Raw genomic sequence first — 13,524 nt, 5'->3', positions numbered from 1 at the left:
CGAAGCGGGGACGCTCGCTCCCAGAGATGGTGGTGCTCGACACACACCTTCCCTCGGTTTTCCGGATAAATGTTGGACCGGTGAGTGAGGTCGTGGCTGGGCGCGCAGCGACCGCAGGGGAGCGAGCACGGAGCGGAGGGTGGGGCGGCGAGGTCTGGGCCGGTCCGGCATACAGCAAAAAAGAGCCTGCTTGGCGACCAGGCAGACCACCCGGAGTGACATCTTCACCGCACCGGTGCCTCACACAGGAGGCGTTACTGAGGTTTCAGGACTGAACTCGTGAGCGCCGTCATTGTGATGGGCTCTGCTCACGAGGTCCCGAGGCACTGTCACGGGTGCGCCTGCTCCGTGGCGTGTCATCGTTGGCCGGTTTCCAAGGACAGCTCTCACCCCACGTATCGAGGCGGCCAGCGATGTTGGCCGCCGCGTTGATATCGGCCTGATAGACCGACACCAAGCAGTCATCGTTCGTGCAGCGGAACTCCGCCTGTTCCGGTTGGGTGCCGATGTGGCCACAGGCGTGGCAGATTTGGGATGTGTACGCCGGGTCGACCTAGCGGACCGGGATGTCGGCGGCGGCCTTGTCCGCGAGCCGCGTCTGTAGCCGGTCGAACGCCCACGCGTGGAGCCACCGGCTTAGATGCGGCCCGACGTCGACTTCAGTCAGCGCGTCGCAGGCGAGACCGTACTCGCGTGTAAAGTGCCCGTATCCGCCATTGAGTGTCAGCCCCGCGATGCCAGCAGTTTCCCCGTTGTCGAGGCCGAACGTCGGCGGGGAATCCGGCGTCTCGTTCGCGCACGAGAGCTTCGCTCTCGTGAACGCTGTATCCCCCCCTACTCGCTCGCTCCGCTCGCTCGTTGAGGAAGGGGCCTTAGCGCCTCAATTCAGGTAAATGGAAGAGTTACGTCAAGTATCCAAGGATGCCGTGAGTTGCTGTTGCGTTTGGAATCCGGTATGGAAGCGATTGACAATCTCGGATTGGTGTTCCGGACAGGCGAGAATGCTCACTGCTCCGGTGCCGACCGGAATGACGGGGTGCCGTTGATTATAGGGGGCCAGCTGGCAACTCGGGCAGCTGATACCGCCGGCAGGGCGATGCCCAACGAGCTCAGCAGTGGCATCTGTCGTATACCCACAAATGGAGGTGAACTGTGCGAGATGCTCCGTACAGCCGACAACAGGGATTGTGAATTGATCCAGCAGTAAAAACGAGAGATGTTGGTGTTCAGGGGATTGCAGTGCAGCCGTACAGGCGGCACAAGAGACTGGCGGGGTGTCCACAGGCTCCTCACTTTGCGGAGGGAACGGATCTCGAGAATCCATCCTGATGTTCTACATCCGGCTTCGTTCTCAACGAGGGTAAGTCGTGTGGACTCCAGATGCGGGCGAAGCGTATTGTGTGACCTCTCGATTACTGTAGTCCCCTCGAACGTGTGGGAACCTTTTGCAGGGATAGGTTTGAGGTATTTCACTTCCCCATCCTTTAGAATTTTTGACTCTTTTGCATCCCGTATCGAGGCTATGTGGTTCTTTCTTCAATCGGTCTGTATAGGGAACTCACCTATCGATCAATACACCGTGCCACTTGCGCAGACTCGGTTCCAGTCTGCTATGTAGAACTGCCTTCAGGCGTGTATATGATCACTTTGTCTGAAGTAAGGGCGACTGGATAGTTCCATACGTCAAACGTGATATAGAACTCGGATGTGATGGTTTGGAGTCCGTTGATCACATCCGGATCGATCCAATCTACCAGAGTCGTGTCCTGACGTTGTACGTCAACGCCAATCGCATCGAACGCCATAAGGAGACCGTCGTTAGCGGACTCATCCGGGGAGAGGTTGTAAGTTACTAATCGATTACGATCTCGATGGTCGGCGTTTCTCGTCGGGGCATCTACGCCGTCTGACGGAGTGTTGCCTCTGGAGGGTGAATCTCGGTCGAGTTGTTGATGAACGAGAAGGTAGTACTGACCGCCACCGAACGAAACAGCCGTCGCGTAGAGTCGGAACCAACGTTTCTGATTTGGTGAGTGACAAGGGTATACGACCGTGAATCCGGTCTGCTCATCGCTTAGTAAACGGCGAAGCTGGGTTGCGACCCGTTCTCCGTATATATCGTCTGCCTGTTCGGAGATTGCAACATAGTTCTTGCCAACAGAAGTATACTCCTTGGATACTCCGTTTCGCTCACCGAAGGCCTTCCAAGCCTGATTCACCTCCACTATATCCCCATACGTATCGAGGACTGCAACAGGGGATAATGTAGCGGCGGAGGAGATGACCATATCTATGAACGATTATTGGGAGTATTAAGTTCGCTTTTTGCTCAGATATTCCTAACTCACCAAATTTCGACGGATGGAGAATGTCGTGAGTGTTTTGTTTCGGTCAAAAGCGGTAGGATGTTCGCGACCGATACGCACGTATGTCCTCACGGATCATTCGGCTGTGAAATCGTGAATTAAATACTGTGACAGGCGTTCTATGGACCCTTACGATGAAGCGGTATCCGTCGTTGTCGAGTGCTGGAATACCATCGATTGGTATTGAGAGCCGGAAATTTCACCATTGACTAGGTCTGCAACAGAGCGGGAGATACTGCATAGCAGAGGACAAAGAAAAATCACCGTGAGCCCCCGGTTCTTATTTCAGACTGACGACACAGGCTACTCGTATGCCAAAAGGAGGACTGTGGACAAACGCGGTCGGACTTCTCATCAGTATCGCAGGCACCGCATTATTGTACCAGCATACTACCAACAGGTACAACGCGGCCATCCAAGATCTCGGATCAATAGCCATTGCCTATCTCGGGTTGATTCTCCTTGGGATGTCAGTCTCTATTACTGGCGTCGCGCTGCTGCTGTGGAGTCAACACAAATGAGGGAACTTGTTGAGCACTGGCTTACGTATCACCCGCCTTCCGTAGCTGAAGGACAGCACCCTTCCCCAACAGTCTACTAAGAGCGGATCAAAGGTCCCGATAATGGGGAATTCGGAGACGCCACTGCGACCGGGTGAACGAGAAGCCCTCGAACAACTCGAGACATACATCGCTTCGAATGCAGATACTGAGTCGGTGACGCGTGCAACAGCGATAAACTACCTTGCAGAGCAGGGCCTCGAGCGTGCCGATGCTCGTGATCGGATTAAGCGGTTGCTCCTGAAGGGCTATCTGTACGAAGTTGACGAAGATCTTCGGATCCCGCCTCGGTCTGGCTGATTTCGGATGTGGAATGGCAGCCCCACGACTGACGTCGCTACTAGCTCGAGGAATTCATCTCTTGGTCGACGCGGGCATCCACTCCCGCTGGAGAGACAGCAAGACGAACCCCTTCGATGGTGAACTGGACGGCGATTTCACCGTCACCCGAAGCAAGCACCTTCTCGAGGGCGTCGACGTCGACGTAGTCGTTGAGGCAGTAGGGTTCTTCCTCGAGCCCATATGCCTCCAGTCTCTCGATGATCTCAACGAGGAGGTCATCTGATCTCTTTGCACTTGCTGTTGACGCAGGGTGCATCTGTGTATGTTGAATTTCGTATGACCGCTGTTTAACTGTTTTTCAGGCGTTAAGTCCTCGCCCATAACGCGCAACGCAGCGAGCGGAGCGTCCGACAGCGTAGGTGAGAGGGATACAGCGCCGTTATCATTTTGACGACTGCCACTGCCTTGCACATCAGAACCTTGGTCAGTAATATGTCGGCGACTGAAAAGAGAGGAAACGTCTGCGACGAGTGTCTGAATCTATGCGTCAGCAACCTCGTCGATGAAGTTCTCATCCAGCTGCTGTTTCAACACCCGGAGATTCGCCACTTCCTCGGCACCGACGAGGATTTTGAGTTGCTCGACGGAGACCTCATCATCGTAGTAAGCGGCCGCGATTTCCTGGGAAACCGCGTCCTCGTCGGTCATCGGTCGCGCAGCCGATCACGAGTTGTTTTCTTACTTACAATTTTCAGCGAATCAATAAAGACTGTTGGGGTCACTTCGCCGGCGTCGCGACAAGCTCCTTATTCTCATTCGGGCCTCGGGAGGGTTATCCCAACTTCATTTCCTTGATTCACACTTTCGAAGGAGATGGTGCCATTGGATTTGGAAACTAACCAGTAAGCTAACCACAGGCCGAGCCCTCGGCTATGCGAGAATTGATCAATCTCGACATCACCACGCAGCACAGACTTCTCAAGTTCTGGAATAGGCGGATTGTCATCACGGACGGTGATCGTAGTCTCTGCTGGAGTCGAGTGTATTGAAACCACGACCTGAGGTGCCCCACGACTGTGCATAACAGCGTTCTCGATGACTTCAACAATCGCTCGGTCAATATCTGAGACAGCCAAGACCTGCGCCATAGACTGACCCTGTATGGTTATTTTGGCGTCCGGGAACTTCGTCTCAATTTCGTCAACAATTTTCTGAAGCCGGCTTGCTATCTCGATTGGCTGTTGTTCGTAGTTCTCCCGAACTAACTCCACGATTCGTTTCTCTTTCGCAGATAGCTTTAATAAATCCCGTCCGGCTTGGATAATCCGGTCTGCCTGCCGGCTTGTTTCTTCTGGGGCGTTTGAAGCGATCGTCTCTGCAAATCCCAGAATGACATTCATTTTATTTTGCAGGTTGTGTCGGAAGATTCGTTCAAGGACCTGTAGCTGGCGCTCTCGGGCCTTTACCTCTGTGATGTCGGTATAGTGCTCTATTCGGCCACCTTGGTATAGACCTGATCGAATGGGTTGACTCCAATGTCTGAGCCAACGCCATCCCGCGGTGGTTTCGTTCTGGATTTTACAATCGAACTGTTCTGTGTATGTATTGTCTTCATACGTGTTGAGCACTTTCTCAGCGAACTGTTCCGGCTGTGCGAATTTCTGCATTAGTTGGTTTTGGATGAGCTTAGCCTTGTCTTGGCCGAGGACATCCTCGCGTTCAACGCCGAAATACTCCTCGATGGTACGGTTAATCCATACGACGTCAAACTCTCCATCGAGAATGAATGTCCCTACAGAAGACGTGTCTAGAACGTCCTCGATTAGCGTCTCGTATCTGGCCTCACTTTCCGCCAGTTTCTGCCGTTGCTGTTCTCGCTCAGTAATATCTCGGAGAATAGAGAGATGTTCGCCTGAGACAATATCTGTCGTAGCCGCGTATTCAACAAGTCGAACAGTCCCATCCGGGCGCTGGAGAGGGAAGTAGCCAGTCTCGTTATCCGTTGATTGGAATTCACCCCAAGCTTTCTCGGCATCATACTCGGAGGTAGCGAACTCCGTGACATTTCTTCCGAGAAGTTCCTCTTCTTCTAGCCCGAACAATTCGCAGGCAGCGTCATTTACGGCGATATACGTTCCCTCGTCATCGGCGATGACCATCGCATCAAAGGCGTCCTCGAATACGGCCTGAAACCGTCGTTCCCGCTCCTTCAATCGTGAGATATCTCGCACTGCACCCATGACTCGAATCACGTCTCCATTTGTGTTGAAGATCGGTTCGCTCACACCACGGACCCACCGGGTTCCTCCACTCGATGGTTGGACCCGATATTCGATGTCCGTAGACTCGCCCTTCGATAACTTCTGCATCGCCTCAACGGCGATTTCCCGATCACTAGGATGTATATTGTCAAGGAACGATTGCGGATTTTCTCGAAGCTCTTCGATTGGACCCCCCCAAACTTCCTCATAAGCAGAGTTGATATACAGGAGACTATTCCAATCGCTTGAGAACATATAGTAGATGTCGTTCACTCTCTCAGTGGTTTCCCTCCAATTTGACTCGGCTGCGTCGACAATTTGTTCAGCCCGGTGTGCTTCGACCAGGGTTTTGAGTCGATTCGCGAGAATAAGATACTGGGAGTCAATCTGATCTTTGATGAAATAGTCCGAGACGCCAGCGGAGATAGCTTCACCAGCGATTTGCTCTGCGCCCTCTGTAGTAAAGATAACGAAGGGCAGGTCGGGATGCCTTTCACGAACACGTCTTAAGAATTCCAGACCAGTCTGTTCTGGAAGGTCGTATGCAGAGAGTATGCAATCAATATCTTTTCTCTCAACCAGACCTAATGCCTCAGAAGCTAATTGCTCGCAAATCACCTCAAATCGATCATCTTCGTTCGAGAGTTGCCGTGTAACTTTTTCCGTCCATTCGGGTTGATCAACGCAGAGGAGGGTAACAGAGTCAATCATGGACCAGTATCCTCACGGTTGGTGTTTCTCGTATAATATTAATTTGGTAAGTTTACGCAATCGCCGGTCAGGCTATATCGTGGTGTCATATACTGGGTGATAAAATCGAATCAGTAAGAATTGAGAACCCGTCACGACGGCCGTTCGAGCCGACCGGTGGCTAGGATTCACTCACTCGAGGAGTCGGGCGGTGGGTGGGGGCGCGGGAGTGGATTCAGCCCAAGTATTAACCAACACTTGCTGGTATCGGCCGGGAATGTTGGTTAATCCTAGCCGCTACGTTGTTCGAAGATCTCGAACTGGCTTCACGACGAAGGTAGCTGGCTCGCTGGCTGCTTCTTTACCTGCCTGTTCGGTCGACGTGAGGCCGACCGCGTGAGCTGGGTGATAAACTCGTCGCAAACGGTCCGTCGGGGGATGATGGTCTCGTGCCAGCCCAGCCGGTCGTCGAAGTGCCGCGTCTGGAACTGCTCGCCGATGTCGTCGCCGGCGACGTACTGCGTCCGCGTCAACCGCCCGACCTGCCGGGAAACGAAGACGGCGCCCACGGCCTCGTTCGTGAGCTCGACGAGGGCACACTCTACGAGGGCGACGACCGACGCGTGATCCCGGTCGGTCGGAACCGTCATCTTGAGGTCCGCCCACGGTGCCTGACCGCCGGGGGTGGTTGCTGCGTGATGCGCTGCTCGTGTCTTGCTACGTCGTTCCGAAGCCATCGTTTATCGGGGGGACGGGATGCGCCCCGCCACCCCCTCGCGGGGGCGACAAACACCACCGAAACGTACCCGGTCAACCTATGCGCTCAATCTGATACTTTCTTGACTCCACTACCCCTGTGATGGCCCCTCGGCCTGAGAGAGCTGGCGGCCTTCGCACACTGCATATCGCCTCTTTCTTTGGACGAAAAACGCGATATGCAAGGCAAAGTGACGGCCTTACATCGCAGAAGAACCACGTCGGGCCGATTTGAGGGCGTAGAAAGTACCTAGACGAGTTCCGGGATACTGCTGTGATTTCAAAAATTGTTCGACGCCGGGGTAACGAAGGTGATTTCGGGCGTATCTGGATAGCTTGGAATCGTTGATCCCCCTGTTCTGAGTCTCTCGAGGTCCTCCGGCTCGGCACTTCGAATCGTGAAATTTTCCCTATTCTCCCCATTCCGGCCGTATCAGCCGCTGGAAATTGCTTGACGGGAGTTCGGAAGCACCTGATTATAGTCCGAAATATGATTTTCGATATACTGAGAGGAGTGGATCTGTTGAAACCTATCGAGCTTACACAACCGGCTTGCTAAATATAGGGGATAGATGCAGAAAGCTGCCGATGTTTGTTTCGCACCTTTGATGGAGAATTGACCTTTAATTGGGTGTGCGTATCCATTGAACAGTCTCACGAGTAGAAGATGGCATAAAGATCTCGGAGCCAGTCCTCTACGTGGTCGTGCCCGTAGTACCGGATATCTCCGGATCTAGGGTCATAGGTAAGCCAGTCAGCGTGAGCTAGTTTCGGGAGATGAGTATGGAAGAGTTCTATTTCGAGTTCTTCCTCACACGCTGCGGGTACTCGATTTGTGATATGTGAGACAAGTTCATTGATGGGGGCTGTCCGGGAGTCAGTGTGGTTTTCGAAGAAGTGGATGATTTCGCGGCGAATACTGTGGCTTAGTATATCAAGTAGTTGGCTCATCTGTGGTGCCTTATCCGGGTAGCAGGATTGGAATGTCATACGATTGATTATTACGGGACGAATTGAATAAAAACGTTATCAAACCCTACATCGATTTAGAGGAGTTTTCATTAGGCGAAAAGAGTCGAAGGAATTTGTTTCCCAAAATTTGTAAGAAGTAGAACGTAAGAAACTGGTTGAACTTGACCTGCGCGATTGTGGTCTCGTGGAGATGCCATTTGGAGGAATCATAGGATGGCGTACGCAGTACAGTATCTGTACTTAGCGATTCAACGCGATGGTCGATCCGCTCTCTCTACTCAGCAGAGTCGCCAAACCAATCCTATCTAAGGGTTCCACAGATTCGGGGAGTCTATGATTTAGAATTGCTCAGCGGGCCCAGCTGATTCCTCCTCAACCTGCTCGTACATCTCATCCGGGAACGGGAGGCTGCCCCAGATCGAGTAGGGACACTGGTCCTGACCGATACAGTAGCGCTGCAGATCGTCGTTATCGCAGTTCATCGGCAGCGGCGTGTCGCCGTCAATCGTGTTCGAGAACTCGTAGCGAACCTGGTACTCAGTCTCCTGCTCGTCGTACCACGGCCACCGGGCGAAGACGTCCTTGAGATCCGCGACAATCTCGTCGAGGCTGCTGTCCTGATACTGCGGCAGCCACATCACCATCCGCGCGAAGTTGTAGAGGTCCTTCCGGACGGGCTTCTTCTCGTGTAGCCGCTCCTCCATATTCGCCATACAGGGGAGTTCGAAGATCTCTTCGATCTCCCGGACCTCGATCTGCTCGGCGCCGGATCCGGCTCGCCCGATTCGGTACGTATTGACGCGCCCGTCGCGGTCGATCGTGACGGCCGAGTGGGACTCGTGGTCGGCCAGCGTCTTCGCGAGACTGCTCGGGCTCGAGATCCAGTCCGTCACGGAGGATTCCCACTCGTCCTCGGCCTCATACGCCTCGACCGCTCGGTAGAGCTCTTTCGCCGTGTGGAACTCACCCTTTTGTGCCACGTCGTCGGGGGCGTCACTCAGGGCCCGTCGGAGGACGCGGATCGTCCGCTCCCCACGGTCCCAGTTCCGCCAGATTCGCTCGTGGTGGCCGGTCTCGAGGAAGCGGTCGATCCGCTCCGTGATCGCCGACTCGTTCGTGGTCAACCACGATAGCTGGTCGTCGGAGAGGCCATCCTCCTGTACGCGCAAGAGCTTCTTGAACGCCCGCTCAGCGTAGTCACGATACTTGCTGTCGAAATCACCCACCGGGACGTACAGCTTGTTGTCATTCACTCGCGTCAGTATCTCCCCGCCGTCACTCCCCGTCGATGACTCGCCCTCCGCTCGAACGAGACATTTGCGTGACGCCGCCGCCATCGGGATTTCGAGGTACAGGCCATCCCCGAACTCCGGTATCTCTGTGATGCCCGTACAGACTCGCCCAGGATGCGGGCCATCCTCACCGGGCTCCTTGCTGTACAGCACGTCGGCGATGTCCTGCTGGAGTGACCCATCGGCGTGGGCGCGGATGAGGGAGGCGAGATTGTTGACGTACAGCTCACGGATGTCGTAGAGCACCTGGATGTTCCGTGGTGACGCGTGCTCAAACTTCGGTTGCTCTTTCACACAGATCGCACTCAGCGTCGCGAGCACGGCAAGCGTTCTTGGCTCGTCGACGAACGGCTCCTCGGCGACGTCAGCACGAACCTGCTCTTTGAACGCCGCCGTCCCGAACCGCTCGACGTCGTTCACGAGGTCGTCGGGCTGGTCCTCGCCGTCGACGACGTATCGGTCGTAGCCACGTGTAAACAGCTGGTTGATGCGGGTCTCACCGTACTCCAACGGGAGTGCCGCAACCCGATACGCTATGTCCTCGTCGTCGGTGGGCGTACTCGGGCTCATTCGTCGATCACCTCGGGAGTCGCCGACCGAGCGTCGAACGCCGGGCTCTCGATGGGTTGAACGATGCTACAGACGTCGGCGTGGAGTGAATAGGGCAGGCGGGCGACCCGCCGGCGGTCGGCCGTCACGACGGGGTCGATCGGGATGTCGTACGTCTCGAGGAGAAGGTCGTTCAACACCTCGCGACTCTGCTCGTCGTATCGGTGCGCCGGATCGGTATCCAGCAGGTAGACGTGGACACCCTGCCCGCTGTAGACGACCATCGTTTCCTCGGCGTCGAAATCGTCCTCGAAGATATCGCGCACCTCGAACCCGTACTCGATGGCGCGGTCGACGTCTTCGAAGGCGTACGGATACCCATCGGGAGCGGCGTCAAGGATTCCGGCGGCGTCGAGGAGCGCATCGTCGTCCCGATCGTCGCCGTTCGCCGACACCATCTCGTCCGCTCGGTCTCGGGCAATCTCTTTGGCGTCGATGTCGACGAGGAGGACCCACGGCCGTTCCCAGTGATCCAGCGCGTAGTAGACGGCGTCGGGCCGTGGGTCCGGTTTCTCCAGCACCTCCGGATCGGCAAGCGCGAACTTGTTCCGCCCCAGCGGGTCGTTGCGAGCTGGATGCCGAATGAACTCAACGACATCCTCGAAGTCATCGAACTCGGGCGTCGTTCGGTCCCCCGACGCATCTGTTTGCCACGTATCCCGCCGGATGAAGTCCTTGTCCGGCACCTCGTCTTTGCGAACCGGGTGGGACTCTCGGAAGGCGATGGCGTACTGTTTCGGGCCGGTCGCCGTGATGAATTCCGGCAGATAATCCAGATAGCGGGGGAACTCTTCGGCGTAGTAGGCGTAGATCTCCTCGCGGGTCGCCTGTCGCCAGGTCATTGGTTGAGCTCTTGATCGAGATTTTTGAAGCCCCGAACGGTGGTCAGGCCCGCAGCGTCGAAGTCGTCGACGGCGTCTCTGATGGTCGCGAACGACCGTGCCGCCCGGCCGCTGACCCGCTTGTCGATTCGGTCCGCGTCGGCAAGGCTATCCAGGACGTCGAGCGCTGTCTCGCGATTGTTGAAGGCCCAGATCGCGTGGGCGTCCACCGCGCTGAGTTTGTCGTAATCCTCGATCGGGGCGTGCCGGTTGTTACTCGCGAGCTCTGCTTCGCCGGCCCAGACGAGATCGCCGTCCTCGTCGAAGCCGGCCACGTCCAGGACGGTGCCGTCGTCGGTTTCGTAGTACGGGTCCACGCGAATGACATCGTCCCGCTGCTGGAGCCACAGCTCGAGGAGCCGGACGCCAACCTTGTGTGGCGTTTTCTCGCCGAGATCGCCCGCTCCTGGTCCCGCCTTCAATTCTCTCCCGAGGAGGTCTCGACCGTCAGGGAGGACGGTGTAGTACTTGCGCCCCGCCGCGGAGTCCGCTTCTATGAGGTCCTGCTCCGTGTGCCGCTCTATATGGAGGTCGTCGTATTCGTCCCGGAGCTGGCTCATCCTGTCCAGTAGCGTGTACTCGTCGTCGTCCCTGTTCATCACGTCGAGGACCCGATTCAGGAACCGGACGTCGTCACGGCTGAGCCCGCGTTGTCGGAGTTCGTCATCAGGAACAGGCACGCTACTTTCTTGGACGGGGGTTGCCCCGTTCTCCGGCTGCGCTGCTTGGTCATCTGCTGATTCTTCGTCCGTCTCGGTGGCTTGCCCGAACAGGGGACTCATCTCTGTCTCATCCCCATCTGGGTCGCTGTCCGCCTCGGGCTGCGTAGTCCACGTCGACGCGTCCTCCGTCGTCGATTCGCTGATGAACGCGGATTGGGTCGGGTCGGTCGCTGCATCGCCGTCGGCAGTCGAGCCCGTCGTCTCGGCTCCCGAACTCCCCCAACCAGACTCTTCCGGAGCAGTGCTCGACTCAGTCGGCTCTGTCAGCCCGTACTGGGTCTGTGTCCGCTCGACCATCCGTGGCCGGGACACGGACTCGAAATGATCTTCCTGGGGCTCTGTGAGCGGCTGGTCGCTTTCTGGATGCCCCGCCGCAATCGGGAGCGGCTTCAGCGAAAACGGCGGCGGACCAGTCTCGCCGAACGACGGACTGGGGAGCTGTGCGATCCACTCGCCACTTGGGAGCGTGTTGATTCGGTTGCGGAGTTCGGTCGGGCTGAGGTCCTCGTGGGCAAGCGACTCTGCGAGGTCGCGCTCGATCGAGATGTTGCCGATGAGCTTCGTCTTGATGTTGTTCAGCACCTCGTCGTAGGCCCGCTCGTTCCGGTTCCGCACCTGTTCAGGGAACTGCATCACGAGCCCCATACTCAGACCGAACGATCGGCCTTGGGGCAGTAGCTGCTCGGAGACGAGCTTCGTCGACGCGACCGGCGCCGCCTCCTCGATGATGAGGTTCGTGAGCTTCTCGTAGTCGGTCTGACCGTCGCGACGGCGTACCTGCACGGCGTCCATCGAGACCTGGAACTGGTGGTTGTCCTTCGCGAAGTGGCGCGTCAGCGATTCCTCGATGTTCTGGTTGTCCGCAGAGACCGGAGGAATCGTCTGATCGCGCTGCATCCGGAGAGCGGCGGCGAAGAGGTCGTCCAGCCCGAACACGTCGTTTCCGTACTCCTCGTCGAACAGCGCCTTGATCAGGTAGCTGAGGATCTCGTTCGCGACGAACGCCTGCCCGTACTGCTCGCGTCCCATAATCATCCGGAGGATGTCGTGGAAGTGGTCGCCTTGTCCTGAATCGCGTCCTCTCGGTTGCGACCCGCCTCGAGCGCGGGCCGGATGTCGAAGAAGGAGAACGCGGGGATGGTCTCCGGGACGCGGAAGTGGTAGACGTCGTCGAGGTCATCGAACCGCTCGTAGTGGCAGCGCAGGTAGTTCTCACACATCCCGTCACCCTTCGGGTCGACGAGGACAACGGGGCCACCCGTCGTCTCGCGAAGCGAGAGCGCGTCGTTGATGATGGCCTTCGACTTCCCGCCGCCCGTCGACGCGAACCGCCCGTAATGCGTCGGCAACAGGTCCGGCGGAATCCGAATGGGGTCCGGCCGTGGCTCACCGTTCTCGTCGAGCGCGTAGCCGATGGCCATTCCCTCCTAGAACTGCTGAATCAGATCCGGATTCGGCCACGGGAGCGGGTTCCGGCTCTGCTGTTCGGCCCTGGTTCCTCGCGTCCCTTCGACGGTCAACTGTTCGGAGGAGGGAACGAGGACGAAGTTCGCGAGCTCGGTCCCACAGAGGACTAGCTCGGGGCGGGTCTTCCCCCGGGCCGTCGTCAACTCACGATTGATGAGGCGCTGGAGAGCGGCCCGTGCCTTCTTCTCCCTGGTTTTCTCACGGAAGCCGCTGTCCCGGAGGCGTTGTCCCTCGACCTCGTAGAACGGAAAGACGGAATCCAAATCCGATTAGCCGAGTTCGAGCTGGATATGCACTGGAGAGAAGCCCTGTCGAAGTACGCTGAGCAGCACGAATCCCACTGTACGGACTTCGCGCAGGCAGTTCTCGAACGAGTAGGACGGGACGATCCACTCGACCGTCAAGGACCAACGAAACAAGAGTTCATCACGTATCTGGAGGACGGGCTCGTCGAACGGGACTTCAGAGAAATGTTCTGATCAGTCGCGGAGTTCGGCGACTGACTGACCAACCTCACGGACGTGTTCACTTCGCTCGAGGTCAAGTTCCTCGGCGAAGTAGTCCACCGTCTCTTCGAGGCTCATACTAGAAAGAAGTCCGTCTAACGGTATAAACCTAGTGCTGGCGCAGGAATGTAGCCCATCAGAGGAAGCGTCTGTGTATACC

The 13,524-nt window shown here is 56.7% G+C and carries 7 protein-coding genes and 4 pseudogenes; 1 reads left to right on the top strand and 10 read right to left on the bottom strand.

Annotation, left to right across the window (positions count from 1 at the left end):
• Window positions 1-289 precede the first annotated feature (289 nt).
• From U5919_RS15770 to U5919_RS05520, 10 genes and pseudogenes are all read right to left on the bottom strand, one after another.
• Window positions 290-634 (bottom strand): annotated as a pseudogene (locus U5919_RS15770) (zinc ribbon domain-containing protein); the annotation flags it as partial.
• Between the two features lie 976 nt (window positions 635-1,610).
• Entirely contained in the window at window positions 1,611-2,288 is a 678-nt protein-coding gene (locus U5919_RS05560; protein WP_336022714.1) for a PAS domain-containing protein, read from the bottom strand.
• A 978-nt stretch (window positions 2,289-3,266) separates the two neighbouring features.
• A complete protein-coding gene (locus tag U5919_RS05555) occupies window positions 3,267-3,524 on the bottom strand; it encodes a hypothetical protein (RefSeq protein ID WP_336022712.1) in 258 nt (85 codons plus the stop codon).
• Window positions 3,525-3,748: 224 nt separating this feature from the next.
• Window positions 3,749-3,916, bottom strand: coding sequence for a hypothetical protein (locus U5919_RS05550; protein WP_336023898.1), 168 nt, complete (start codon window positions 3,914-3,916; stop codon window positions 3,749-3,751).
• A 104-nt stretch (window positions 3,917-4,020) separates the two neighbouring features.
• On the bottom strand, window positions 4,021-6,180 hold the full coding sequence (locus U5919_RS05545) for a PAS domain S-box protein (RefSeq protein ID WP_336022711.1): 2,160 nt from the start codon (window positions 6,178-6,180) through the stop codon (window positions 4,021-4,023).
• A 276-nt stretch (window positions 6,181-6,456) separates the two neighbouring features.
• A pseudogene (locus U5919_RS05540) lies at window positions 6,457-6,896 on the bottom strand (DUF8030 family protein).
• Window positions 6,897-7,569: 673 nt separating this feature from the next.
• Window positions 7,570-7,905 (bottom strand): DUF7344 domain-containing protein, encoded by a 336-nt coding sequence (locus tag U5919_RS05535; RefSeq protein WP_336022710.1) that lies wholly within the window; start codon window positions 7,903-7,905, stop codon window positions 7,570-7,572.
• 320 nt (window positions 7,906-8,225) lie between these two features.
• A complete protein-coding gene (locus U5919_RS05530) occupies window positions 8,226-9,749 on the bottom strand; it encodes a primase-associated protein (protein ID WP_336022708.1) in 1,524 nt (507 codons plus the stop codon).
• On the bottom strand, window positions 9,746-10,630 hold the full coding sequence (locus U5919_RS05525; RefSeq protein ID WP_336022705.1) for a bifunctional DNA primase/polymerase: 885 nt from the start codon (window positions 10,628-10,630) through the stop codon (window positions 9,746-9,748). The genes U5919_RS05530 and U5919_RS05525 overlap by 4 nt, the downstream gene beginning before the upstream one ends.
• Window positions 10,627-13,106: pseudogene (locus tag U5919_RS05520) on the bottom strand (ATP-binding protein); the annotation flags it as partial. The gene U5919_RS05525 and the pseudogene U5919_RS05520, both read right to left, overlap by 4 nt.
• Here U5919_RS05520 and U5919_RS05515 point away from each other — a divergent pair.
• Window positions 13,077-13,337: pseudogene (locus tag U5919_RS05515) on the top strand (DUF8172 family protein); the annotation flags it as partial. The pseudogenes U5919_RS05520 and U5919_RS05515 overlap by 30 nt on opposite strands.
• Window positions 13,338-13,524: the final 187 nt, after the last annotated feature.

The sequence above is a fragment of the Halobellus sp. LT62 genome, from assembly GCF_037031285.1.
Classification (GTDB): domain Archaea; phylum Halobacteriota; class Halobacteria; order Halobacteriales; family Haloferacaceae; genus Haloquadratum; species Haloquadratum salinisoli.
Note: the sequence above shows the minus strand (reverse complement) of the source record. Positions and strands in the feature narration are given on the sequence as shown.